Annotated in this window: 16 protein-coding genes; 12 read left to right on the forward strand and 4 right to left on the reverse strand. The window is 59.6% G+C overall.

Annotated features, from left to right (window positions below):
• Positions 1-2,216 (reverse strand): DUF4011 domain-containing protein (locus ACGHU1_RS10465; RefSeq protein WP_390586636.1); only part of this gene is annotated, 2,216 nt, incomplete at its 3' end.
• 218 nt (positions 2,217-2,434) lie between these two features.
• Here ACGHU1_RS10465 and ACGHU1_RS10470 point away from each other — a divergent pair.
• The 5 genes from ACGHU1_RS10470 to ACGHU1_RS10490 are packed head-to-tail and all read left to right on the forward strand — an operon-like array spanning position 2,435 to position 10,682.
• Positions 2,435-3,982 (forward strand): type I restriction-modification system subunit M, encoded by a 1,548-nt coding sequence (locus tag ACGHU1_RS10470; RefSeq protein ID WP_390586638.1) that lies wholly within the window; start codon positions 2,435-2,437, stop codon positions 3,980-3,982.
• Positions 3,979-5,268, forward strand: coding sequence for a restriction endonuclease subunit S (locus tag ACGHU1_RS10475; protein ID WP_390586640.1), 1,290 nt, complete (start codon positions 3,979-3,981; stop codon positions 5,266-5,268). The genes ACGHU1_RS10470 and ACGHU1_RS10475 overlap by 4 nt, the downstream gene beginning before the upstream one ends.
• A complete protein-coding gene (locus tag ACGHU1_RS10480; RefSeq protein WP_390586642.1) occupies positions 5,265-5,681 on the forward strand; it encodes a hypothetical protein in 417 nt (138 codons plus the stop codon). Before ACGHU1_RS10475 ends, ACGHU1_RS10480 begins: the two co-directional genes overlap by 4 nt.
• A 25-nt stretch (positions 5,682-5,706) precedes the next feature.
• On the forward strand, positions 5,707-7,470 hold the full coding sequence (locus tag ACGHU1_RS10485; protein WP_390586644.1) for a DUF262 domain-containing protein: 1,764 nt from the start codon (positions 5,707-5,709) through the stop codon (positions 7,468-7,470).
• Positions 7,470-10,682, forward strand: a complete 3,213-nt coding sequence (locus ACGHU1_RS10490; protein WP_390586646.1) for a type I restriction endonuclease subunit R — start codon at positions 7,470-7,472, stop codon at positions 10,680-10,682. The genes ACGHU1_RS10485 and ACGHU1_RS10490 overlap by 1 nt, the downstream gene beginning before the upstream one ends.
• Positions 10,683-11,351: 669 nt before the next feature.
• On the opposite strand, the gene ACGHU1_RS10495 is transcribed toward ACGHU1_RS10490, so the two are convergent.
• Positions 11,352-11,867 carry a hypothetical protein gene (locus ACGHU1_RS10495; protein ID WP_390586648.1) on the reverse strand — a complete coding sequence of 172 codons (516 nt, stop codon included), beginning with the start codon at positions 11,865-11,867 and terminating at the stop codon, positions 11,352-11,354.
• Here ACGHU1_RS10495 and ACGHU1_RS10500 point away from each other — a divergent pair.
• Complete coding sequence (locus ACGHU1_RS10500; RefSeq protein WP_390586650.1) at positions 11,845-14,193, forward strand: TonB-dependent receptor; 2,349 nt, start codon at positions 11,845-11,847, stop codon at positions 14,191-14,193. The genes ACGHU1_RS10495 and ACGHU1_RS10500 overlap by 23 nt on opposite strands.
• A 368-nt stretch (positions 14,194-14,561) precedes the next feature.
• Positions 14,562-15,800: an outer membrane beta-barrel protein gene (locus ACGHU1_RS10505; RefSeq protein WP_390586652.1), complete on the forward strand. Its 1,239-nt coding sequence runs from the start codon at positions 14,562-14,564 to the stop codon at positions 15,798-15,800.
• 21 nt (positions 15,801-15,821) lie between these two features.
• On the opposite strand, the gene ACGHU1_RS10510 is transcribed toward ACGHU1_RS10505, so the two are convergent.
• Positions 15,822-17,027 carry a M20 family metallopeptidase gene (locus tag ACGHU1_RS10510; RefSeq protein ID WP_390586654.1) on the reverse strand — a complete coding sequence of 402 codons (1,206 nt, stop codon included), beginning with the start codon at positions 17,025-17,027 and terminating at the stop codon, positions 15,822-15,824.
• A gap of 178 nt (positions 17,028-17,205) precedes the next feature.
• Between ACGHU1_RS10510 and ACGHU1_RS10515 the strand changes: the two genes are divergently transcribed.
• Complete coding sequence (locus tag ACGHU1_RS10515) at positions 17,206-18,267, forward strand: diacylglycerol/lipid kinase family protein (RefSeq protein WP_390586656.1); 1,062 nt, start codon at positions 17,206-17,208, stop codon at positions 18,265-18,267.
• A gap of 27 nt (positions 18,268-18,294) precedes the next feature.
• Positions 18,295-19,212: a hypothetical protein gene (locus tag ACGHU1_RS10520; RefSeq protein WP_390586658.1), complete on the forward strand. Its 918-nt coding sequence runs from the start codon at positions 18,295-18,297 to the stop codon at positions 19,210-19,212.
• A 7-nt stretch (positions 19,213-19,219) separates the two neighbouring features.
• Here the strand turns inward: ACGHU1_RS10520 and ACGHU1_RS10525 are convergent, their stop codons facing one another.
• A complete protein-coding gene (locus tag ACGHU1_RS10525) occupies positions 19,220-19,738 on the reverse strand; it encodes a DUF2141 domain-containing protein (protein ID WP_390586660.1) in 519 nt (172 codons plus the stop codon).
• A gap of 233 nt (positions 19,739-19,971) precedes the next feature.
• Here ACGHU1_RS10525 and rpe point away from each other — a divergent pair, with 233 nt between their 5' ends.
• The 3 genes from rpe to purH are packed head-to-tail and all read left to right on the forward strand — an operon-like array spanning position 19,972 to position 24,171.
• Positions 19,972-20,634 carry a ribulose-phosphate 3-epimerase gene (gene rpe, locus ACGHU1_RS10530; RefSeq protein WP_390586661.1) on the forward strand — a complete coding sequence of 221 codons (663 nt, stop codon included), beginning with the start codon at positions 19,972-19,974 and terminating at the stop codon, positions 20,632-20,634.
• Entirely contained in the window at positions 20,634-22,541 is a 1,908-nt protein-coding gene (locus ACGHU1_RS10535) for a heparinase II/III family protein (protein ID WP_390586662.1), read from the forward strand. Before rpe ends, ACGHU1_RS10535 begins: the two co-directional genes overlap by 1 nt.
• 7 nt (positions 22,542-22,548) lie before the next feature.
• Entirely contained in the window at positions 22,549-24,171 is a 1,623-nt protein-coding gene (purH, locus tag ACGHU1_RS10540; RefSeq protein ID WP_390586664.1) for a bifunctional phosphoribosylaminoimidazolecarboxamide formyltransferase/IMP cyclohydrolase, read from the forward strand.
• Positions 24,172-24,190: the final 19 nt, after the last annotated feature.

Genomic DNA, 24,190 nt, shown 5'->3' on the forward strand with positions numbered 1-24,190 from the left:
AGGCCCGCCAACTGTTTTATCTTATCGGCCCAGTTTTCGCGCTCCACAGCTAGAGCAGTGGAGACGAGGAATTCGGGTTCGGCATCAAGATCGGCGTTGGCTAACGACACTCGCGCGGCCCATGCCTGGACAGCCTCGATGCGCCCCCAATCGGTCCGCTCGCCGCGCCAATTTCCGCCAAGCGTGGTCCGACAAAATTCCTCCTCGTGTCCCCATTCATTCCGGAGCCGGGAAATTTGCAACAGGCTATCTACCAGCTCCACACGTTCATCGGCAGATTTCGGCAGCTGATCGTTTAGCAATCCCGCAAGTTCACGTGAGGCATTGCGATAAGCGCTGCCCCAGCGAGCGAAGAATGATGTTGTCCCTGCGATAAGCGGGGCACGAAGGTGCGCCACATCAACCGTGAAGGCGTGATCGATAAAGTAAGCACTGGCCGCATCGCGTTCTTCGCGCCACCGGCGCCCAGATGCGAGCGCTTGAGACAGGCGGTCCATATCGCGGCATTGCAGAAGCTCTTTGGCAAGATTGCCTTCCCCCTCGTTCAAACCGGAAAGCGCACGCAGGAGTTCTTCGACCGGCGCGACCAGGTCGAACCAGCCGCCTTCAGCCAACCCGAGAGAATCCAGAGCGACATTGAGGGCGTTATCAAGGGCCGTTACCGCTTCCCGCGCCTCATCCAGGATCGGCCGCAATCGTGCCTGATCGACCGGCTGAAGCTGCATCACCGTTACTGATCGGAACGGATGTTTGGCTGGATCGCCAGCCTCCTTCAGTGCGCCACCATACAGCTTGAGTGCATCCACCGCTTTGCTTTCGGCAGAGCGATCCATTTCAGCAAGGCCGTCTGCAGCGAAAGTTGGCGGAGGCGCTTTCAAGCCCATGAAGCGCGCTTGGCGGCCCAGCATCCCGAACGCCGTTTCGCCTGTATCGCCGATAGGCGAATGGAGAGCCTGGGTAATGGCGTTGAGCCTATCTCGGCTATGCTGCAGCGCTTCAGGCCGTGCGGGAATTGCAGGCACGGCGGCACCTGCGTTGAGTGTGCGCTTCAGTTCCTCGAGCACTTGGCGCTTGTTCGCGCTGCGCGAGTGCAGCTCAAGACAGATATCTGCCAAACCCACTTTCACCAATCGGTCGTGAACGACCTCCAGTGCGGCCATCTTCTCGGCCACAAACAAGACGGTTTTGCCCTCCTGCGCGGCAGCCGCGATGATGTTGGCGATGGTCTGACTTTTCCCCGTGCCCGGTGGCCCCTGCACTACAAGGTTGCGACCAGACCGGGCCTCTTCGATCACCCGGGCCTGGCTCGCATCGGCATCGACTACGTGGAAGATTTTTTCCGGCGGCAAGACATCATCAAGCCTGTCTTCTTCGCCGAAAATTGCGTCATCGTCGCCCTCGAACCCTTCATACAGGAGGCCTTTGACGAGCTCGTGGGTTTCCAGCGCGCCATCCGGCCATACATCGATATCAAGGTCGCGATACATGAGCAGTTTCGAGAACGAGAAGAAGCCCAGTTGAATGGCATCACGGTCGATTTCCCAGCGATCACGTTCATCGACAATTTCCTCGACCTGGTCGAAATATTGCGATGGCTGCCAGTCCTCGCCGACTTCAAGTTCGGGAAGAACCAACCCGAAATCATCCTGCCATCGCTGCTGAAGCGGAAGGTTCGTAATGAGATCCTCACCGCGCATGCGGATGTCATATGTTGAAGTGCGCTGGTTTCGGACAAGTTCCACCGGGAGCAGGATAAGGGGCGCTTCTCGCCGAACGTCGGACTTCTCATCTTCAAACCAGGTGACGAAGCCGAGGGCCAGGTAGAGGATGTTTACCCCCTGCTCCTCCTCGGCGGTGCGCGCATCCCGCGCGATCTTAAGGAGCTTTTTGGCAAGCGCGTCCGGCCCTAACGGGCTTTCCAGCAAGTTGTCGGTGTAGCGATTCTCGTCGAAGGCTTCGGCATCCCCGGTATCGTCTGCAAGTAGGATTTCCCCCTGCTCGTGCTTGTCCTTGCCAAGGGCACGAAACCGCATCGTCTTGCCGCTGGCCAATATGGAATAAACGTCATCCGAGCGCTCATTGATGATGTTCACGACGGCGCCGCGGGTGTTTGCCCTGTTGACGTGCACGAGCCGGTTGCGAGTGCCTGTTTCAACCAGCCTGCGCCGCGTCTCGTCGAACAGCTTGCGCACTTGCGGATTGGCGACGGCGTTCATTCAAATTCCCCTGTTTTACCCTGTGTTAGGTTGTCAATTTACTTGCTGCAAATCAATTTACTTGCTGCAAATCAATCTAATACTGTGTGATTGTATAAGGCTGCACCAGTTTTACCGGTCGGTCGCAGCATGATTGTGCCAATTTACCGAAGTTCGGCGTAGCGAGACCGTCACAGCCTTGCTATCGCTGGCTTGGCCGCACGATTTGAGGGGTGAGAATGGCAAAGAAAGCAGACAGTTCTAAGGGCGGGGACCTCGGTTTCGAGGCCGAGCTGTTCAAGGCGGCGGACAAGATCCGCGCCAATATGGAGCCGTCCGATTACAAGCACGTCGTCCTCGGCCTCATCTTCCTCAAGCACATTTCCGATGGCTTCATGGCCAAGCGCGCCGAACTCGAAAAAGAATATCCGGACGGCGTCGAGGACGAGGACGAATACAGGGCCGACAACGTCTTCTGGGTGCCCAAGCCCGCGCGCTGGGCGCACCTCCAAGCCAGCGCCAAGCAGCCCGGTATCGGCAAGCTGATTGACGAGGCAATGCTCGAGATCGAGAAAGTGAACCCCTCCCTCAAGGGAGTGCTGCCGAAGGACTACGCCCGCCCTGCGCTAAACCCCGTCATGCTGGGCGAGCTGATCGACCTTATCTCCGGCATCGGGTTCAAGTCGGACGAGGGGAAGAGCCGCGATGTGCTCGGCCGCGTTTATGAATACTTCCTCGGCCAGTTCGCCGGTGCAGAAGGCAAGCGCGGGGGCGAGTTCTACACGCCGCGCTCGGTCGTGCGAACGATGGTCGAGATGCTGCAGCCGCATGATGGGCGCGTATACGACCCGTGCTGCGGGTCGGGCGGCATGTTCGTGCAATCTGAAAAGTTCGTCGAGAACCACGGGGGGCGCATCGGCGATATCGCCGTCTATGGTCAGGAATCGAACCATACGACCTGGCGGCTTTGCATGATGAACCTCGCGGTGCGCGGGATCGACGCTGACATTCGCTGGAACAGCGACGGCAGCTTCCACCGCGACGAATTGCCGGACCTGCGCGCCGATTACGTGCTCGCCAATCCACCGTTCAATGTGTCGGACTGGGGCGGCAATCGGCTGCGGGAGGATGGGCGCTGGAAGTTTGGCATTCCGCCTGCCGGTAATGCGAACTTTGCCTGGCTTCAGCACATCCTGCACCATCTAGCCCCGGCCGGCACGGCGGGCGTGGTGCTGGCCAACGGGTCGATGTCCTCCACGCAGAGCGGCGAAGGCGAGATCCGGCAGGCGATGGTCGAAGGCGATGTGATCGACTGCATGATCGCGATGCCCGGCCAACTCTTCTATTCGACCCAGATCCCGGTGTGCCTGTGGTTCCTTGCCAAGGACAAGTCGAACGGGCTGGTCGGCGATGCCAAGCTGCGCGACCGGCGCGGCGAAATCCTGTTCATCGACGCTCGCAAGCTTGGCCACATGGTCGACCGCACCCGGCGGGAGTTCTCGGACGAGGACATCGCGCGGATTACGGACACGTATCACGCGTGGCGCGAGGGCAAGGATTATGAGGACGTTCCGGGGTTTGCATATTCGGCAAGCCACGACGAGGTGGCGAAGCACGGCTATGTGCTGACGCCGGGGCGCTATGTCGGCGCGGAAGATGTCGAGGATGATGGCGTGCCGTTTGCCGAGCGGTTCGCGGCGTTGCAGGCGACGTTGGAGGCGCAGTTCGAGGAGGGAGATCGGCTTAACGGCGAAATTACCGAACGATTGTCGGCTGTGATCGTATGAATACCGCCGCACCATTCTTAGATCTTCTCGAACACGTGGTAGATAACCGGGGCAAGACTTGCCCTACCGCTACTTCCGGAACGCCATTAATCGCGACTAATTGTGTAAAGGAATCCACACTTTTTCCGGTCTTCGAGAAGGTGCGCTATGTAGACGAAGCGACTATGTCGAATTGGTTTCGGGGCCACCCGCAACCAGGCGATATCCTGTTCGTTTGCAAAGGAACGCCCGGACAGACCTGTTTAGTTCCTGACCCATTCAATTTCTGCATCGCTCAGGATATGGTCGCGGTTCGTGCAGATAAAGACAAAGTATACCCGGCCTACCTGTTCGCGGCTCTGCGCTCGTCCGTTGTGCAACGTCAGATTGCAAATATGCATGTCGGAACGATGATCCCGCATTTTAAAAAGGGTGATTTTGACAAGCTTCTCATCCCTCTACCGGATGAAGATACTCAAATTGCGATTGGCGATCTCTATCTCTGCTTATCAGAGAAAATTGACGTGAACCGGCGGATGAACGAGACGCTGGAGGCGCAGGCGCGGGCGCTGTTCCGCGACTGGTTCGTCGACTTTGGCCCGGTGAAGGCCAATATGGCCGGGGACACCCCCTATCTCGCGCCGGACCTCTGGTCCCTCTTCCCCAACTGCCTAGACGATGACGGCGTGCCGGAGGGGTGGGCCTATTCGACAATTGGCACTGAGGTGGACGCGGTGGGCGGTTCGACGCCGAGCACGAAAGACGCTGCGTATTGGGATGGTGACATCGCTTGGACAACACCGAAGGATCTTTCCGGCCTGAACTCGCCAATTCTTCTAGAAACGTCCCGCAGCATCACACCCGTCGGCCTTGCCAAGATCAGTTCCGGTCTGCTGCCGGAAGGGACAGTCCTCCTGTCGTCGCGCGCACCTGTTGGATATCTGGCTATTACCCAGATCCCGCTGGCGGTGAACCAAGGCTACATCGCGATGCGCTGCGAAGGGCGCATCTCCAATTACTTTGCCTACCTATGGGCGAAGGAGAATATGGATTTGATCCTTCAAAACGCGAACGGCTCTACTTTTCAGGAAATCAGCAAGAAGAACTTCCGTCCCTTGCCAGTTATCGTCGCCGAGAAGCCCATACACCGACAATTCGACAACATGGTTGAGCCGTTCTTTGAGAAGATCGTTGCCAATGAACTTGAAAACCGAACGCTGGCTAACACCCGCGACTTACTGCTGCCCAAGCTGATGTCCGGCGAAATCCGCGTCGGTGAAGCGGAGCGGGAGATTGAACGAGCATGATAGCCCGCGACCAACTCAAGAAAGCAGTCGTTGCGCTGCTCGACAGCCTCGCCGCAGAACACCCCCTTGGCCATCAGGACAGCAAAGCCGCTCGCTACGTCCTGACCACCTCTGGCGGAGCGCAGATCGAACTGATGTTCGAAAAGAACGCTCAAGTGCCCGCCAACTTATGGTGCCTTGAAAAGGCAGTCGCACGCCTTGTCGGCGGCCCTTCTGCCACTGCATCGCCCGCATCCGTGCTTCACGCCAAGAAGAATGCGAAGGGCCAACCGCTCTATGGGCGGCATAGTAGCCTCGAGAATATGCCCCAGCTTGGCAATGCCGACCTGATCCACTTCCGGTTAAAAAGCCTGTCAGACGCTGGCGTTGTTCTTGATCATCTGCTTACAGTTACGCCCGCAGAACTGAGGTAAACGGCTCTGTTGAAGGGGGAAATTGGTGAGCGAACTCAAGACCTGTTTCAAACGCGTGGACTACGACTTGTCCAGTTTGCTGCACTTCATCGACGTAGGCGATATTGGCCTGCCCGATATTCAACGCCCGTTCGTCTGGAAGAACGCCAAGGTCCGCGACCTGTTCGATTCCATGTATCGCGGCTTCCCGGTAGGCTATCTCCTGTTCTGGGAGAATGCCGTCGAGAGCGGCGCGAAGCAGATCGGGCTCGATGACAAGCAGCGCGATGTGCCCGCTCGCCTGATCGTGGATGGGCAGCAGCGGCTAACCTCACTCTATGCCGTGTTTCGGGGTCAGAAGGTGCTCGACGAGAACTACGCCTACCGCCAGATCGAAATCGCCTTCCGCCCTAGCGACGGCAAATTCGAAGTGGCTGATGCTGCCATCCGGCGTGACCCGGATTGGATCCCGAATATCTCGCAGCTGTGGTCGTCGGGCGCCTCCAGCCGAAAGCTGGTCAATGGCTTCATCGAAAAGCTCGCCCAGAAATCGGAACTGACGGAGGCCGAGGAAGAGCACATCGCCCACAATCTCGATCGGCTGTTCGACCTGCAGAAATATCCGTTCACGGCGCTGGAGATCGCCCAGTCGGTGGAGGAGGAGCAGGTCGCCGACATCTTCGTGCGCATCAACAGCGAAGGGGTGAAGCTCAACCAGGCGGACTTCATCCTGACATTGCTGTCGGTTTTCTGGGAAAAGGGGCGCACCGATCTCGAGCAGTTCTGCAGGGCGGCACGGGTCCCCGCGAAGGGATCGGACACGTCCCCGTTCAACCATTTTCTCGAGCCGGACCCGGACCAGCTTCTCCGCGTGGCGGTCGCGCTGGCCTTCAATCGTGGCCGTCTGAAAAGCGTGTATCAGGTCTTGCGGGGCAAGGATCCGGATACCGGCGAATACGATCCGCAGCGCAGACAGGATCAGTTCGACATTTTGGCTGAGGCGCAGGCGCACGTTCTCAACCTCAACAACTGGCACCAGTATTTCAAAGCACTGGTGGGCGCAGGCTTCCGCAGCGGTGAGCTCGTTTCGTCCACGAACGCGCTGCTGTTTGGCTACGCATTCTATTTGATCGGCAAAGTCCGGTTCGGACTGGCCGAACATCAATTGCAGCGGGCAATCGGACGCTGGTTCTTTTTCGCCTCGCTAACCGGCCGATATACCAGTTCGCCCGAAACCGTGATGGATGGCGATCTCGCCCGCATTCGCGAGATCGACAATGGCGAGGCCTTCCTGTCGTGGCTCGACGGAGAGATCACCAGCGAGCTGACCAATGATTTCTGGCAGATTACCCTGCCATCGCAGTTCGACAGTTCGTCTGCCCGCAATCCGCAGCTGTTCGCATTCTTCGCAGCGCAGAACCGGCTAGGCGCGCCAGTGCTGTTCTCGCACAAGACGGTCTCGGATATGCTGGATCCCACCATCAAGACGACGAAGAAGGCGCTGGAGCGGCACCATCTGTTCCCCAAAGCCTGGCTTGAAGCGCAAGGTGTGAGCGACCAGCGGATGCGCAACCAGATGGCGAATTATGCTTTGGTGGAATGGCCGGACAATATCGACATCAGCGCCAAGGCACCGCAGGACTATGTGCCGCAGATCAAGGCTCGCTTCTCCGATCAGGACTGGGCCGAAATGCATCGATCTCACGGCTTGCCGATGGGATGGGAAGCGATGCCCTACGACCAGTTTCTTGGACAACGACGTGATCTCATGGCGGGTGTGGTGCGCCGCGGCTTCGAGAAGCTCGCCTAGTGGGAAAGTTCGTAGAAGACCACGTCGAGGAAGCGGCGCTCGAATGGCTCAGTGAATTGGGCTGGACGATCGCGCACGGACCCGATGTGTCTCCGGACAGCCAGCAGCCTTTGCGCGCTGCCTATCAAGATGTCGTCTTGCTGGACCGTCTACGCGATGCAGTCGGGCGGCTGAACCCGTCAATCCCCGCTGACACACGCGAAGAGGCCATTCGTCGCGTTCTAGCGAGCGAGACGCCATCGTTGGTGGAGGAGAACCGGCGGCTTCATCAATACTTGGTCGAGGGTGTGCCTGTCGAATTCTACGAAGACGGCAATATGCGCGGAGACCGGGTTCGCCTGATCGATTTTGGAGGAAGCGGCGGGTTCGATCAGAACGACTGGTTGGCCGTGAACCAGTTCACCGTCATCGAGCAGGGGCATAACCGACGCCCGGATGTGGTGCTGTTCGTCAATGGCCTGCCTCTGGGTGTTCTCGAACTGAAAAACCCAGGCGATGAGAACGCAACCTTGTCCGGCGCCTTCAACCAACTCCAGACCTACAAGGCGCAAATACCTTCGCTGTTTCGAACCAATGCTGTCCTGGTCACGTCTGACGGCATCAAGGCGCGAGCCGGTTCTCTGACTGCAGATGAAGAGCGCTTCATGCCCTGGCGTTCGGTCGACGGCGAAACCATCGCGCCTACAAGCGATCCCCAGCTCGAAACTCTCATCAAAGGGGTATTGGACCGGGGCAACCTGCTTCGCCTGCTGCGCGATTTCACAGTGTTTGGCGATACCGGCAGCGGGATTGTCAAAATTGTCGCGGCGTATCACCAGTTCTTCGCTGCCCAGAACGCCTTGGCAGCAACGCTTCGTGCTTTGCCCTATGCGACTGCTAGAAGCGGTGGACCGTTACGTGAAAGCCCGCTCAACTATGGTTTGCCAAGCCAGACAGAGCAGGCGCCGGGCGACAAGAAGATTGGGGTGATCTGGCATACGCAGGGTTCAGGCAAGAGCTTGCTGATGGCGTTCTACGCGGGTCTGCTCGTTCGCGATCCTGCGTTGGAAAATCCCACTATCGTCGTCATCACGGACCGCAATGACCTCGACGATCAGCTGTTCGGCACCTTCTCCATGTGTAGCGATCTCATCCGTCAGAAGCCGGTTCAAGCCGACAGCCGCGATGATCTGCGCGTGCAGCTTGACCGAGCGGCGGGCGGGGTGATCTTCACTACGATCCAGAAATTCGCGGCGGCCGAGGGCGATGATGAACTTGCGCCTGTGAGCGAGCGGCAGAACATCATCGTAATGGCGGACGAAGCGCACCGATCACAATACGGCTTCCGCGCGCGCATCGACACCAAGACTGGCAAACGCGCTTATGGCCACGCGAAGTATCTGCGCGATGCTCTGCCTAACGCATCCTTCATTGGGTTCACCGGAACGCCGATCGAGAAGGACGATGTGAACACGCCTGCGGTGTTCGGCGATTATGTCGACATCTACGATATCAGCCGTGCGGTCGAAGACGGTGCCACAGTGCCAATCTATTACGAAAGCCGATTGGCGCGCATCGAACTGCCGGAAGAACAGGTGCCACTTATCGATGCCGAGGTGGAGGAACTGACTGAGGACGAGGCTGCCTCGGATCAGGAGAAGCTAAAGGCGCGTTGGGCCGCTGTCGAGCGTTTGGTGGGCTCTAAGGCCCGGCTGAAGCTCGTCGCAAACGATCTGGTCGAGCATCTCGAACGAAGGCTGGAGGCGTTAGACGGCAAAGCAATGGCCGTTTGCATGAGCCGCCGCATCTGCGTGGCGCTCTACGACGAGATTGTCGCTCTTCGTCCGGAATGGCATTCCGACGATGTGTCACAGGGCGCGGTGAAAGTTGTGATGACCGGCAGCGCCTCGGACCCGCAGGAATGGCAGCCGCACATTGGCGGGAAGGCACGCCGAGATGAGCTGGCTAAACGTGCCAAGGATCCGACTGACCCCCTCAAGCTCGTGCTGGTGCGCGATATGTGGCTGACCGGCTTCGATGCTCCGTCGATGCATACGATGTATATCGATAAGCCGATGCGCGGCCATGGTCTGATGCAGGCCATCGCGCGGGTGAACCGCGTTTTCCGCGATAAGGAAGCCGGACTTGTTGTCGACTACATCGGTATCGCTCAAAATCTGAAAGCAGCGCTTGGTATCTATTCGCCATCCGACCGCGAGAAAACCGGTATCGACGAGAAGCTGGCGATCCGCGTGATGCTCGAGCGGTTCGAAATCGTCAGCGCCATGTTCCATGGCTTCGATTGCGGGCCTGGAATGCATGGAACACCGAGCCAGCGATTAAAATGTCTCGCTGAAGCGCTCGAGTGGATTTTGGCTCGTCAGCAAGAAGCGGCGCAGAAGGAAACGACCGACGAAGCAAGGAAGGCCGCGCACCGTCGCTTTCAGGATGCGGTTCTAGCGCTAAGCAAGGCATTTGCCTTGGCGTCCGCAAGCGATGAAGCCAAAGCCATCCGCGACGAGGTGGCTTTCTATCAGACCGTGCGGGCCGCTTTGGTCAAAAGTAGTGGTGTGACAAAATCCAAGAAGGACCGCGAACTTGCGATCCAACAGTTGATCGACAGATCGGTCGTCTCGACGGAGATCGTCGATATCTTGCAGGCCGCGGGTATGGCCTCACCAGACATCTCAATCCTGTCGGATGAGTTCCTGGCCGAAATGCGCGATAGCGAGCGACCTAATCTGGCGCTTGAAGCCCTTAAGAAACTGTTGGCCGACAAAATCCGGTCGAGGTCGCAAACCCACGCTGTCGAAAGTCGGAAATACTCCGAACGACTGACGGCCGCCATCGCACGCTATCACACAAATGCAGTCAGCACCGTCGAGGTGCTACAGACGCTGATCGAACTAGCGAAAGAGATACGCGAGAAATTGGCGCGAGGCGAAGAGGGAGGTTTATCCGACGAGGAGATTGCCTTCTACGAGGCGCTGGCGGACAATGAGAGCGCCGTCGATATCATGGGGAATGACAGCCTCAAGATCATCGCTGCTGAACTGGTCGAGAACCTCAAAGCGAACGCGAGTGTCGATTGGGCGCATCGGGAATCGGCACGCGCGAGAATGCGGGTTCTGGTGAAACGCATCCTGCGCAAATACGGCTACCCGCCGGACCTTCAGGACGCGGCTGTGCAGACCGTAATCCAGCAGGCCGAACTCCTCGCAGCGGCATGGTGAATAACGCAAACGATGGTAGCTGCAACAAAGCGCCGTAATGTTGCAGCCACTGTCTCAACTTCCAGTTGCAAAAGCCATTGTCAACGCTCACCATAAATCTATTAAAAGTCGAGATGCGCACGGATTAACGAACTGGCTTTTCGTTGGAGATTGGGCCCTTGTTTGAAGGAAAGGCATATATTGTAGCTGAAAAAGCTCATTGCCTCTACGAGCCGCATCGGGAAAGCGCCATTCGTTGCACGCCACCGGTTGGAACAGAAATAGCGGTCATTCGCGAATAAGGCGACTGGGTTCTTGTGGAGGTCTTCGGGAAGAAGGCTTGGTCACACAAACATAACATTTCCCAACGCCGCGGCCAGTTGCGAGAAACAGAGCTTGTTGGAAAGGAACCCAGGTTCAACAGGGATTATTCGCCATCGAAGATGATCGAATATGGCCCTCGTGGAGGTCGGTTTGTCAGATCACCCTCTGGTTTCAAGCGATATCTGTAGGGCCCACATTGCAATGAGATGATCGCATAGTATCCGCCATACCCCTAGACGGTCGAGGCTGGCAGGAAAGCGCAGCGCCGGACTACTCGCCATACTCACGCACTGTTGTCTAGACCGGTGATTTGACGGATTTGCTATTGGCGTGCTCGTGGCGGGGTATTCGATGTGACAAAAAACGCTAGCCGCCATCGATGCTAACAATAATTTCCCAATGTTCTAAGTGCCCATCTTTATCAGGCCGGGTGCGCCATTGTCTCGACAGGTCTGGACGAGCAATCAAGCGCGCAAGATCGAACGAGTGCAGCAAGACAGCAAAACTCGCAAAGTCGATCCTGAATCGGGCCTCTAGTGCGGCCGGTGTCATGGTGCTGCGAAGTCCGACGCGGATAAACGCCTTTATCTTCAGAGCATTGCAACCTGCTGGGCGGTGGATGCCTGCAAAACTCGCGTCGTCATGGCTGTTGCTTAACGGCAACGACGCCTGCCAGAAACCGGTGAATACCAAGGCGCGAAATTGACCGCCGTTCGCCCCGTTGCAAAAGCGTGTCGACGTTTCAATTTTGTTACTCGATTCGCTCCATCGTTTCTCGCGCATTTGTCCATCTCTAAAAAGATCCGGCATTCCTGTGTTTGGCGAAAGCGGTTCGCACTTTTGAATGAGGGCACGCGCAATGGCATTGGCACGGTTTTTCACTACAGCTTCGGTTGCTCCGATTGCGGCTATTCTGGCTGCTGCGCCAGCCGCTGCACAGTCAAACGCTTCGGAACAAGAAGACGCGGCGCAGGATAACGGCGTCGGCACGATTATCGTTACAGCGCAGCGCCGCGAGCAGGACATTCAGGATGTCCCTGTATCCGTGACGGCAATCAATCAGGACACCTTGGCCGCGATCAACAGCAGCGGTCAGGATGTGCGCGTTCTGTCCGCGCGCGTGCCCAGCCTGATCGTTGAATCCTCATTCGGACGCACTTTCCCGCGCTTTTATATCCGCGGGCTTGGCAATACCGATTTCGACTTCAACGCGTCCCAGCCGGTGAGCCTCATTTATGATGATGTGGTTCTGGAAAATCCGATCCTCAAAGGGTTTCCGGTTTTCGATGTGCAGCAGGTCGAGGTTTTACGCGGCCCGCAAGGCACCCTGTTCGGCCGCAACACCCCAGCCGGAATCGTAAAATTCGATTCGGTTAAGCCGCGCGATTATGCCGATGGTTATGCCAGCGTCAGCGTGGGGCGGTTCGGCAATCTGAACACCGAGGCAGCGGTTGGCGGCCCCTTGGGCGAGCAGGTGAGTGTTCGCCTGTCCGCGCTGTATCAGCGTCAGGATGATTATGTCGACAATGTCCTGCCCAGCGGGACCACAGAGGATGCTTTGGGCGGGTTCGACGAATTCGCCCTTCGCGCCCAGTTCGATTTTCAACTGTCGGATAATTTCGACCTGCTGCTGACGGGACAACTGCGCGATCTTGACGGAACAGCTCGTATTTTCCGGGCCAACAATTTTACGCGCGGGCAATCGGGATTGAACGAGAATTTCAGCCGGACCGCTGTTTCGGTCGACGGCCAGAACGAACAATCGGTGAAGACGAGCAACGCATCCGCCCGCGCAACGTGGGATCTGGGACCGGTGTCGCTCATCTCGGTGACCAGCTTATGGAAGGGCAAGGCCGCATCGGTTGGTGATGTTGATGGCGGGTTCGGCGCGAGCTTCCTGCCGCCTGAACTGACCGGCCCCGGGGTCATTCCGTTCACTGCTGAAACACAGGACACGATCCCCGACCTCGAACAGTTCACGCAAGAACTTCGGATCGCCAGCAACGGCGATGGGCCTTTGAGCTATCAGGCCGGCATCTTTTATTTCGACGAGTCGCTGGAAATCGTCAGCAACAACTTCTCGACATTGGGTGATCCGCTCAATGCGCCGGGCGGGATCAATATCGTCGTTTCGCAAGAGCAGGAAAGCGAGGCGCTGGGTATTTTTGGATCACTGACTTACGCGCTGTCCGACCAGTTCAGTGTCGGCGGCGGCATCCGCTACAATGATGATACGCGCGATTTTGTAGTCGTTCGCAGTCAGGATACGCAGTTCCCGGACTTCCTGCAAAACCCGCTTGGCACCGTGACCCGTTCGGTCAGCGATGACACGATCACGTGGGATTTGAGCGCGACCTTCGCTGCGAGTGACGACATCAATTTCTACGCCAAGGTTGCGCGTGGTTATCGCGCGCCCAGCATTCAGGGGCGTGTGCTGTTCCCGCCGGCAACCGCCACTCCGCTCGAAGATGGTGTGACTGTCGCAGCTTCCGAAACAATCACTTCATACGAAGCCGGTGTGAAATCGACGTTCTGGGACGGGCGCGCGCGCGTGAACCTCACGGGTTTCTACTATGATCTGAACGATGCCCAGCTGACTGCGGTAGGCGGTTCGGTCAATGCAAACCGTCTGATCAATGCGGACAATGTGCGTGGTTACGGGTTTGAGCTGGACGCCGAATTTGCTCCGACTGACAGCCTGTTCCTGACTGCCGGGCTCAGTTACAATTTCACGGAGATCCAGGACGAAGATCTGACCACCGCCGCCTGCGGTGCGGTGCGTGTCGATACCTTCCCCGACGTGTCGCTGTGCACTATCCTTGATCCGATTGTGACGCCCGCGGCTCCGTTTGCTGCCGCTGTGGTCAATATCGACGGTAATTCCTTGCCGCAGGCTCCGCGCTGGATCGCGAACTGGACCGCGCGTTACAGCATTCCGGTCGGCAATGGCGAAATCTATGCCTTTACCGATTGGGCCTATCGCTCGCGCATCAACTTCTTCCTGTATGAGGCGCTTGAATTTCAGGATGCAAGCCAGCTCGAAGGGGGCGTGCGCGCTGGTTACAAAACCGACACCTACGAAGTGGCGGCGTTCGTGCGCAACGTGACTGATGATACTTCTGCGGTCGGCGCCATCGACTTCAACAACCTCACCGCGCTCGTCAACGAACCGCGCGTATGGGGCGTATCGGCGGCGATCAATTTCTAAAAGCGCCCGACCTGAAATGTAACAAGGCCCCGCGTCGCAAGATGCGGGGCTTTTTGTATGTTTCTCCGGATTGACGTGATGCAGATGCTAATCCCGGGATAATGCCGTGATGCCGCACATTCCGGACCGGATAATCCCTGCCAGTGCCCCCTTAGGATTATATAATCGCCAAGGTTTGTGTGTTAGCGAACGTGAGATACAAAAGCGGGGGGCTTTATCATGCGATTGTCAGCGCACTTGGCCAGAATTGCAGCAGCGACATGCTCATACACTCTTGCCGGCCTGCCATCTTTTACCGGCACAGATACGCACGGCGGCCCAGCTGCGATGACCTGCACCCGCGTCCTCCACATTGAAAGGTGGCTCTAATGTCCCACGGATACAAAGCCATGCGCGCCGTTTCGCTCATGGCAATTGCAGGCGCCGCGCTCACTGGAACACAAGTGGCTGCGCAATCGATTATCGCTCCGATCGTCGATGGCCAGGATTCCGATTTCGAGATTGATCCGATCACAGCCGGGGCGTTCAAAATCTCGCCGCAGATCATCACTACCGCGCGTTATGACAGCAACGTGCTGGCCGATGTGGACGGAGCGGAGGTTGACGATATCGAACTGGTGGTGCGTCCCGAAGTTCGCGTGGAGCTGGGCGAAAACGACTTCCGCTTTACTCTTGATGGGTTCGGACAGTTTTCCCGCTTTGCTGATTTTACCACGGAAAATTCGGATACGTACGGCGCCGATTTGGGCGCGATCTACAGCCCGCGTCAGGGCGAGCGGTTTTCCGCGTCAGCCGGATATGCCCGGCTCGCCGAGGATCGCGGCGATCCCGAGGCACGCGATCTTGCAGGCCCCGGCCCGCGCCTGTTCGACCAATTGCTCACCAATATCAATTACCGGCGGGACGGCGGGCAATTGCTGGTCGATGTCGAGGGTGAAATTCGCGAACTTGATGCGGTCGCCGCGATTGATGATGACCGGGACTTCACCACTTATAGCGGCAGGGCCACTTTGGGTTACCGGGTGAGCGGGCCGCTTTATGCGACGGCCACAGGCTTTGTCTCCGCGCGCGATTTTGTCTTACCGGGTACAGCCATTGATCCTGATCGCGATGCGACGACCTATGGCGCGCGTGTTGGCCTGCGTTTTGTCGATAGTGAGCGGATCCGGGGCCGTGTGGGCATCGGTGTGTTCCAGTTCGACCCTGAGGATGCGCGGTTGGATTCGCGCACCGGTTTGTCGGTGGATGCTTCGATTTCATTGCTGCTTGATCGCCGTGCAGCGGTAATCGTTGACGCATTTCGCGGTGATGTCGCCACGTTCCGCACCGGCGCGCAGGCGCGGACCGACACGCGTGCTGCGGTGACAGCTCAGGTGGAAATGCGGCACAATTTCTATGGCCGGGCCGGGATGCGTTTTCGCGATACCGAATTTGTTGGCACGGGCATCAGCGAGCAAACCTATGGCCCGACGCTGGCGGTCGAATATCTCGCCAATCGCAACCTGTCGTTCATCGCGGGGGTCAATTATTCCGAGCGGATCAGCGACGATATCACCGAGGAATTTGAACGGTTCCGCGTTGATCTGACCGCGCGCATCCGTTTCTAGGATGATCGCGCGCGCGGTTTCCTAGCCAAAACCGTTTTCAAAATATTCGAGCGCGCAGCCCGCCAGCATCGCTGCGCCATGCGGCAGCGCGCCTTCGTCGACATGCATTCGCGGCGAGTGGATCGCGCAGCACTGCGTCCAGTCATCCCCCTCCGGCGCAACGCCGAGGAAGAACATGGCGCCCGGCACCTTTTCGAGCACGTAGGAGAAATCCTCTGCACCCATGATCGGATCGGCCATATCCTGCCAACCTTCTGCGCCGCCGAGTTCCTGCGCGACTTTACGCCCCAACGTGACCGCGCGTGCATCGCACAGCGTCACGGGAAAACCGAATTCCAGCTCGCACATCGCCTCCACGGCGTAAGCTGCCGCAGTCTGCCGCGCCGTTTCGGCGATCAATGTGTGAACCTTTTCGCGGTGATCGGCGCTGAGGGTGCGGATCGTGCCGCCCAGCATAACCTCGTCAGGGATAACGTTGTGCGCGGTGCCAGCGTGTATCTGGGTGACAGTTACGACGACCGCGCTCGTCGCCTTGAAACGGCGTGTGACCATCGCTTGTATCGCGCCGACTATGGCGGCGGCGGCGGGCACAGGGTCGGCGCAATCATGCGGCATGGAGGCATGACCGCCCTTGCCTGTCACCGTGATTGTGAACTGGTCTGCCGCCGCGAGAAGCGGCCCGGCCCGGCCAGCCAGAACACCGTAGGGCGCGTTTGGCATGATGTGCAGCGCGAATGCGGCATCGGGCAGCGGATCGATTAACCCGTCATCCAGCATGAACCGCGCGCCGTGATGCCCCTCCTCCCCCGGCTGGAACATGAAATCGACCGTGCCTGTCATCTCGCCAGCTTGCTCGGTCAGCAGTTTCGCAGCGCCCACCAGCATGGCCGTGTGCGTATCGTGCCCGCAGGCGTGCATCCGGCCGGGAATGGTCGAGGAAAAGTCGAGGCCGGTTTTCTCATCCATCGGCAGCGCGTCCATATCACCGCGCAGCAGGACGCGCGGGCCATCAGCGCCAGCTTTGCCGCCGACCAGCGTCGCGACCGCTCCGGTAGTTGATGGCCCGGTGCGCCATTCCAGCGGCAGCCCGGCGAGCGCGGCGCGGATTTTCTCCATCGTCATCGGGCAATGCAGGCCAAGCTCCGGTTCGGCGTGGATGGCGCGGCGCAGCGCCACCATATCGGGGGCAAGGGTGCGGGCGGTTTCGATCAGGGACGTTGTCAACATCTCGCCAGCTTAGCGCGCCGCGCACGCAAGGCCAGCTTGAAATACGCACTGCTCTGCGCACTCTGCCCTTGAAAATTATGCAACATGCCCCGAAATGGCGGCCAGAAGAGCGGGGCGGATGTGACAAGCGGCAAGATTGCTGGCAAAGATGCGGGCAAGGGGTGCATTAAGGATAATTATGGCAACTCCGATCTACGAATTTGGCCAGATGCCGCGGCACGCCGCGACGACGGCACCCGGCAGCACGCGCCGCCCATCACGCGAAACCGCGCGGAAAGCTGGCGAAGCGCCCTGCGTCGGAGTGATCTACAACCCGCGAAGCCACGGCAATCAGGGCGCCGATTTCGATTGCGGCGTCAGCCCTCATGTACATATCGCCAAACCGGGTGACCGGTCGCAATTGCCCACCGCATTAACCGAATTTGCCGAGCGCGGCATTGATCTTCTTGTCATCAATGGCGGAGACGGCACAGTGCGCGATGTGCTGACCTGCGGCGCGGCGATTTTCGGCGATAACTGGCCTGCCATAGCGGTGCTTCCAAAAGGCAAGACCAATGCCCTGACCGTGGATCTGGGTGTGCCGGCGGACTGGACGTTGCAAGATGCGATTGACGCGCTGGACAGCGGATCGCGTGTCCGGCGCAGACCCATTGAAATTAGCACCAAAGCCGATGCGGAGCGCGGGCACGCCGGTTCCAGGGTGCTAGGCTTCATCCTTGGCGCGGGCGCATTTACGAAAGCCACGCAGGCGGGGCAAAGCGCGCACCGGCTGGGGGCGTTCAACAGTCTTGCGGTTGGCGTCACGACAGCATGGACCATTGCGCAGGCGCTGTTTGCGGGCGCGGAAAATCCGTGGCGCAAGGGATCGCGGATGCGGATCGAGCTGGGGGCGCAGCGCACGGCGATGGCGCATAGCGGGCGCGGGGACACGGAATACCGGCAATTGCTGTTCGCCTCCACATTGGAACGCCTGCCCGCCGGCACCCGTCCTTTTGGTAAGCTGAAAGCAGGCCTGAAACTGGTGGCGCTCGATCAGATTTCGCGCCGCACGGCCGCGCTGCTTCCGCTGGCGATCATGGGCCGGGAGGTTGCCAATCTGCGCGAACGCGGGATTCACCAGCTTAGCGCGCCGGAATTTACGCTGGAGATCGACGACCAGTTCATCCTCGACGGAGAGGCGTTTCCGGCAGGCGAATACCGCATCGGGCAGGGGCCTGAACTGCATTTCGTCGCGCCCTGATAGCGGCACGGTGCCAGACTAGCCGGTATGACAGGCGACAATTCCAACCAACTGGCTGAACGCCTTACAAACCGGCTCAACGCCGACATAAACCCCGCAGTGGAACGGTTCGCCCATGCTCTGGCGCAGCAAGCCGGTGCCCGTGCCGTGCTGTTCTACGGCTCCAACTTGCGTACCGGATCGCTGGACGGTGTGCTCGATTTCTACGTCCTTCGCAGCGGCAGTGATGAACCGGCGATCTGGCCGGTGGTGAGCTATCACGAGCGCGAGGATGCGGGAATAATCTTGCGCGCAAAAGTAGCTGCGATGACGCTGGAAACTTTTGCCAAAGCCGCAGCGGGCGAGCTGCGCGACACGACCATCTGGGCGCGCTTTGTCCAGCCTTCTGCGCTGGTCTGGCAGGCGGATGAAAGCGCCGCTCAAGAGGTTGCCGCGGCATTATCGGCGGCGGCGCAGACGGCGGCGCAGCTTGCCGCGGCGCTTGGCCCTGAAACCGGCACGGCAGAAAAATATTGGCGCGCCCTGTTTCAGGCGACCTACAAAGCTGAGTTCCGGGTCGAAAAACCGGGGCGCGAAAATGACATCCTCAGCGTCAATGCAGAGCATTTCAGGGGGCTTCTGCCGCTGGCCCTTAGCGCAGCAGGCATCGCGTTCGATCAGGACGGGGAACGGATAACGCCGCATCTGCCGGAGGGGAAGCGGAGCGAAATCCTGAACTGGTGGAGGCAGCGTCAGCGGCTCGGCAAACCGCTCAATTTCCTGCGCCTGCTAAAGGCTAGCACCACTTTCGAAGGGGCGTCGCGCTATGCCGCCTGGAAGATTGAGCGACACACCGGAATGCCTGTAGAAATCACCCCATTTCGGGAGAAATACCCGATCCTCGCCGCGCCGGGCGTTCTGGTGTCATTGTGGCGGCACAAGCGGGCGCAATCGCGCGCGAAATAGCTAAGGCTCAGCTGAAATACTTCATCGTGATCGCGATGGAGCCTGCCTGTTCGCCGACGGTGAAGCGAGTTTTGTCGACGCTGGGTTTGCCAAGGTTGAAAATGTTGATCGACGGATTGCGCGACATTGCTCCGCCGTCTTCCCGGATATCGGTCGATCCATTGCCGTTGGCGTCGTGACGGGCAGCAATGGCATATGTGCCGCTGGCGGGTACGGGCAGACAGAATGTCATCTTGCCCTTGCGCGCAGGCATTTCGATCCGGTTGAGCCAGCGCCCTTTTTCAAGCCATTCCGACTTTGTACCGCGATAGACCTGCACGCGGATTTTCCCGCTGGAGCTCTTGATCCCGTTCACCGTCACGCGCACGGCAGGGCCGGCCCCCGGAGCGCAAGCGCGCATATTATTGGAGATGACGTTGCGATAATCGCTGGTGCTCGTCGCCTGGGCGGAGAGCGGGGCAAAAGATGCTCCTGCACCTGCGGCAAGAAGCGTGATTGCGGCCATGCCGCTCGCAAGGATTTTCATTTCAAACTGTCCAATTTCTGTGGCCTGGCGAACATGTGTCTATATCCGTCAATCCGTGAGGCGGGCCAAATTCCGCCGGTATGCCGTCCCATCTGCCGCAATTGCGCTGAATTTGACCTGAATTGCCTGTAAATCGGACGTAGCGCGGTGGAAAAGAGTTGATCCCATCCTTGGCAGGCGTTTCGCCCGTGCTTTACTGCGGATGTCGCGCAAGGAAGGGCGCGTCACCAGCCATGCCGACACCATTGATATCCCCCTCGATCCTGTCAGCCGACTTTGCGCGGCTCGGCGAAGAGGTGGGCGCGATAGACGCCGCCGGTGCCGATTGGGTGCATATCGATGTGATGGACGGGCATTACGTGCCCAATATCACCATCGGCCCTGACGTGGTGAAGGCGTTGCGGCCACACACGGACAAGCCGTTTGACGTGCACCTGATGATCGCGCCGGTCGATCCCTACCTTGAAGCCTTTGCCGAGGCGGGTGCGGATATCATCACCGTCCATCCAGAGGCTGGCCCGCACATTCACCGCACGCTTCAGGCGATCCGTACGCTAGGCAAGAAAGCGGGCGTAGTGCTGAACCCCGGCACACCTGTCGAGGCGCTGGATAACCTGATGGACCTCGTCGATCTGGTGCTGGTGATGAGCGTCAATCCCGGCTTTGGCGGGCAAAGCTTTATCCCTTCGCAGCTGGATAAGGTGCGGCGCATCCGATCCATGATCGAGGCAGAGGGACGCCCGATCCATCTTCAGGTGGATGGCGGCGTGAACCCGGATACCGCGAAACAATGCGTTGCCGCCGGTGCCGACGTGCTGGTCGCCGGATCGGCCACTTTCAAGGGCGGGCCTGATCATTACGCGGCCAATATCGCCGCGCTTAAAGGGACGACATAATGGCGAGCCTGTTTCGCGAAACGGATGAGGAGCAGGCTGCAGGCAATCTAGGCGTGGCGGATGCGCCGGATCAGGGCGCTTTACCCCTGACTGGCAGCGGCGACGATCAGGCATTTGCTCGCCCGCATGGCGAGGCATCTGCATTCGACGACGAAGCCGAGGGGCGCGCCAACGACAATGTCGAAACGTCGCGCGCGCTGGCGCTGACCGATGTTATCGCGCCGCGCACTCGGCCGGGCGAGGCGTTGATCCGGCTGGCTTACAAGATGGGCGTGCCTGGCCACGCTTTGGCTGCGCCATTCCGCCGCCCCACTGCGATGCGTGTGCTGGCCACGGTAGAAAGCCCTGTCACAGGCGACCGCGCGGCGGGCACCGCGCTGAGGGCGGGCCATTTCCTGATCCATGGCGTCAAACAGCCAATCGGCCAGATCGATTTTGATCCCAATGCGCGTCTTGCGCCGGGGATTGAGCGCGCCTTGCACAGTTTTTCATGGCTGTATGATCTTGCCGCCAGTGCCCCGCGCGCCGATTGCGTGGCGGTGGCAGAGCGGATCACCGCGCAGTGGCTCGCCGCCAATTCGGTGCCGGGCAAAGGTGCTGCGTGGGAAGCGGAAAATGCCGGACTGCGCCTGCTCGCATGGCTGGTCCATGCGCCGCTCGTCCTCAGCGGTCAGGATGCCTCGCTCAAACCGAAAATGCTGGCCGCGATTTCCGAGACGGCATTGTGGCTGGATCGCCGTGCGCTGCGCGCTGGTGCCGGGCTCGGACAGATTTCCGGCCTTGCCGCGGTTACCGCAGCGGGACTGCTGCTGCCGGAGGGTAAGCCGCGCAGACTTTACGGAGAGGCGGCGCTCATCCGTTCGCTCGGCGATCTGGTGGGCGAGGATGGCGGCGTCCTGTCCCGCTGTCCCGAGGCGCAGATGCAGGCCATCGCGGTGCTGACCGATCTGCTGGCCTGCTATGACGCGGCCGGTCATGAGCCGCCAGAGGCGCTGTATGTCATGCGCGAATTGCTGGTTCCGCCGCTGCTGTCACTGCGCCACGGCGACGGCGCACTCGGCAATTGGCAGGGACAAGGGGCCGTTCGCGCAGACCGGGTTGCGGCCCTGATCGAAGCGACGGGCGTGCGCACGCGGCCACTTAAAGATGTGCAGCACTGGGGTTTTCAGCGGCTTCGCGGCGGCAAGACTGTGGTGCAGTTCGATGCCGCTCCGCCGCCGCGTGCACGCCATGCGCGGACGGGCTGCGCATCGACACTCGCGTTTGAAATGTCCGACGGGCCATCGCGGCTAATTGTAAATTGCGGCGGATCGGCGCTCGCTGGCGGGCAGGTTCCAGCGCGGATCGGGCAGGGACTGCGCGCAACCGCCGCCCATTCGACCCTGACGCTTGACAATGCCAATTCCACCGCTGTCCTGCTGCACGGCAAGCTGGGCAGAGGCGCTGAAAACGTCGAGGTTGAACGGCAGGTCATCCGCAAAAACGGCGGCGAGGCAACGCGGGTTGAGGCGAGCCACGACGGATACGGAGCGCGATTTGGCCTGACGCACAGCCGCATCCTCTCACTGCGCGGTGACGGCAGCGAACTGGCGGGCGAAGACATTCTGCTACCGGTCTCTCGCAAGGGTAAGCGCGGCAAAATCGGCTTTGCCATCCGGTTCCATCTGGGACGCGGGGTAGAGGCACACATTTCCGAAGATGGGCGCGGCGCGAGCCTGCTGCTGCCATGCGGCGGATTGTGGCAGTTCCGGCTGAGAAACGAGGCAGGCGATGCCGTGCTCAGCTGTGAAGACAGCCTGTGGGTCGATGGCGATGGCCGCCCGCACCCGACAGAGCAATTGGTGATCGAAGGTTTGACATCACGCGGCGGGGGACAATTCTCCTGGCTGCTCAAGAAAATGGGGTAATGGCGACATGGCGCCTGCGAAAATCAAACGGGCACTGCTATCGGTGTCCGATAAAAGCGGTCTGGCAGAACTAGGCAGCGCCCTTGCCGCGCGCGGCGTAGAACTGGTCAGCACGGGCGGCACGGCGCGCACGCTGCGCGAGGCGGGGCTGGACGTGCGCGATGTGTCAGACCTCACCGGCTTCCCTGAAATGATGGATGGCCGGGTCAAGACGCTGCATCCCTCGGTGCATGGCGGCCTGCTGGCGCTGCGCGACAACGATGAGCATGTCGCCGCGATGAAAGAGCATGACATCGGTGCCATCGACCTTGTTGTGGTCAACCTCTACCCGTTCGAGGCAACCGTGGCGAAAGGGGCTTCGCGGGCCGAAATCATCGAGAATATCGATATTGGCGGACCCAGCATGGTGCGCTCTGCGGCGAAGAACCACGGTTTCGTCACGATCATGACCGACGCGGCGGATTACGCCGAATTGCTGAGCGAGCTGGACGCGAATGACGGCGCGACTTCCGACGCCTTCCGCATTCGCATGGCGGGCAAGGCCTATGCGCGCACCGCTGCCTATGATGCGGCGATTGCCAACTGGTTCGCTTTTGGCGATGCGTTCACCAACCCGCTGGGGACCGAGGCGCTGCACGCGACACCCTTCACCGAAACAATGCCGCTCGCGTTCAAGCGTGCAGATGAACTGCGTTACGGCGAAAATCCGCATCAGTCTGCAGCGATCTATGTACCGCAGGTCGCGGGCACATCGGGCGTTCCGCAGGCCGAGCAATTGCAGGGCAAGGCGCTTAGCTACAACAATCTGAACGATGCCGATGCGGCGTTGGAACTTGCGGCAGAGTTTGCCGGCCAAGACCCGGCGGTCGTTATCGTCAAACACGCCAATCCATGCGGCGTGGCGCAGGGAGGATCGCTGCTGGATGCATGGAACGACGCGCTGCAATGCGACAGCGTTTCGGCGTTTGGCGGCATCGTTGCGGTCAATACCGAGCTGGACGGCGCAACGGCCGAAGCAATCGCCAGCATCTTCACCGAGGTGGTGATCGCCCCGAAAGTCAGTGCCGAGGCGCGCGAGATATTCGCAAAGAAGAAAAATCTCCGCTTGCTCGAAACAGGCGGTCTGCCCGATCCGCGCCGCGGCGGGTTTGCGATGAAGACGATTGCGGGCGGAATGCTGATCCAGGGCCGCGACAATGGCGCTGTGACGCTGGATGATCTGCAAGTCGTAACCGAGCGCGCGCCGACCGAGCAGGAATTGAAAGACTGCCTGTTCGCGTGGACCGTCGCCCGGCACGTCAAATCGAACGCGATAGTTTATGCCAAGGACGGAGCGACCGCAGGGATCGGTGCAGGTCAGATGAACCGCCGCGATTCCGCACGGATCGCCGCGATCAAGGCGAAAGAAGCCGCCGAAACGTACGAATGGTCTTCCCCGCGCACAGTTGGCAGCGCAGTGGCATCGGACGCTTTCTTCCCGTTTGCAGATGGGTTGATATCCGCGGCTGAAGCTGGCGCAACGGCTGTAATCCAGCCGGGCGGATCAATCCGCGACGACGAAGTGATCGCCGCCGCCAACGAAGCCGGACTTGCAATGGTCTTCACCGGAATGCGTCACTTCCGCCACTGATCGTTGGTCCGCCAGACGC

It is taken from the genome of Erythrobacter sp. MTPC3, from assembly GCF_042854385.1.
In the GTDB taxonomy this organism is placed as follows: Bacteria; Pseudomonadota; Alphaproteobacteria; order Sphingomonadales; family Sphingomonadaceae; genus Erythrobacter.

Bases quoted from the DNA above. Each gene is read 5' to 3' on its own strand.
- ACGHU1_RS10515 (WP_390586656.1), top strand. From the start codon at position 17,206: ATGGCAACTCCGATCTACGAATTTGGCCAGATGCCGCGGCACGCCGCG.
- purH (WP_390586664.1), top strand. From the start codon at position 22,549: ATGGCGCCTGCGAAAATCAAACGGGCACTGCTATCGGTGTCCGATAAA.
- ACGHU1_RS10500 (WP_390586650.1), top strand. From the start codon at position 11,845: ATGGCATTGGCACGGTTTTTCACTACAGCTTCGGTTGCTCCGATTGCG.
- rpe (WP_390586661.1), top strand. From the start codon at position 19,972: ATGCCGACACCATTGATATCCCCCTCGATCCTGTCAGCCGACTTTGCG.
- ACGHU1_RS10520 (WP_390586658.1), top strand. From the start codon at position 18,295: ATGACAGGCGACAATTCCAACCAACTGGCTGAACGCCTTACAAACCGG.
- ACGHU1_RS10525 (WP_390586660.1), bottom strand. From the start codon at position 19,738: ATGAAAATCCTTGCGAGCGGCATGGCCGCAATCACGCTTCTTGCCGCA.
- ACGHU1_RS10470 (WP_390586638.1), top strand. From the start codon at position 2,435: ATGGCAAAGAAAGCAGACAGTTCTAAGGGCGGGGACCTCGGTTTCGAG.
- ACGHU1_RS10480 (WP_390586642.1), top strand. From the start codon at position 5,265: ATGATAGCCCGCGACCAACTCAAGAAAGCAGTCGTTGCGCTGCTCGAC.
- ACGHU1_RS10535 (WP_390586662.1), top strand. From the start codon at position 20,634: ATGGCGAGCCTGTTTCGCGAAACGGATGAGGAGCAGGCTGCAGGCAAT.
- ACGHU1_RS10475 (WP_390586640.1), top strand. From the start codon at position 3,979: ATGAATACCGCCGCACCATTCTTAGATCTTCTCGAACACGTGGTAGAT.
- ACGHU1_RS10510 (WP_390586654.1), bottom strand. From the start codon at position 17,027: ATGTTGACAACGTCCCTGATCGAAACCGCCCGCACCCTTGCCCCCGAT.
- ACGHU1_RS10505 (WP_390586652.1), top strand. From the start codon at position 14,562: ATGTCCCACGGATACAAAGCCATGCGCGCCGTTTCGCTCATGGCAATT.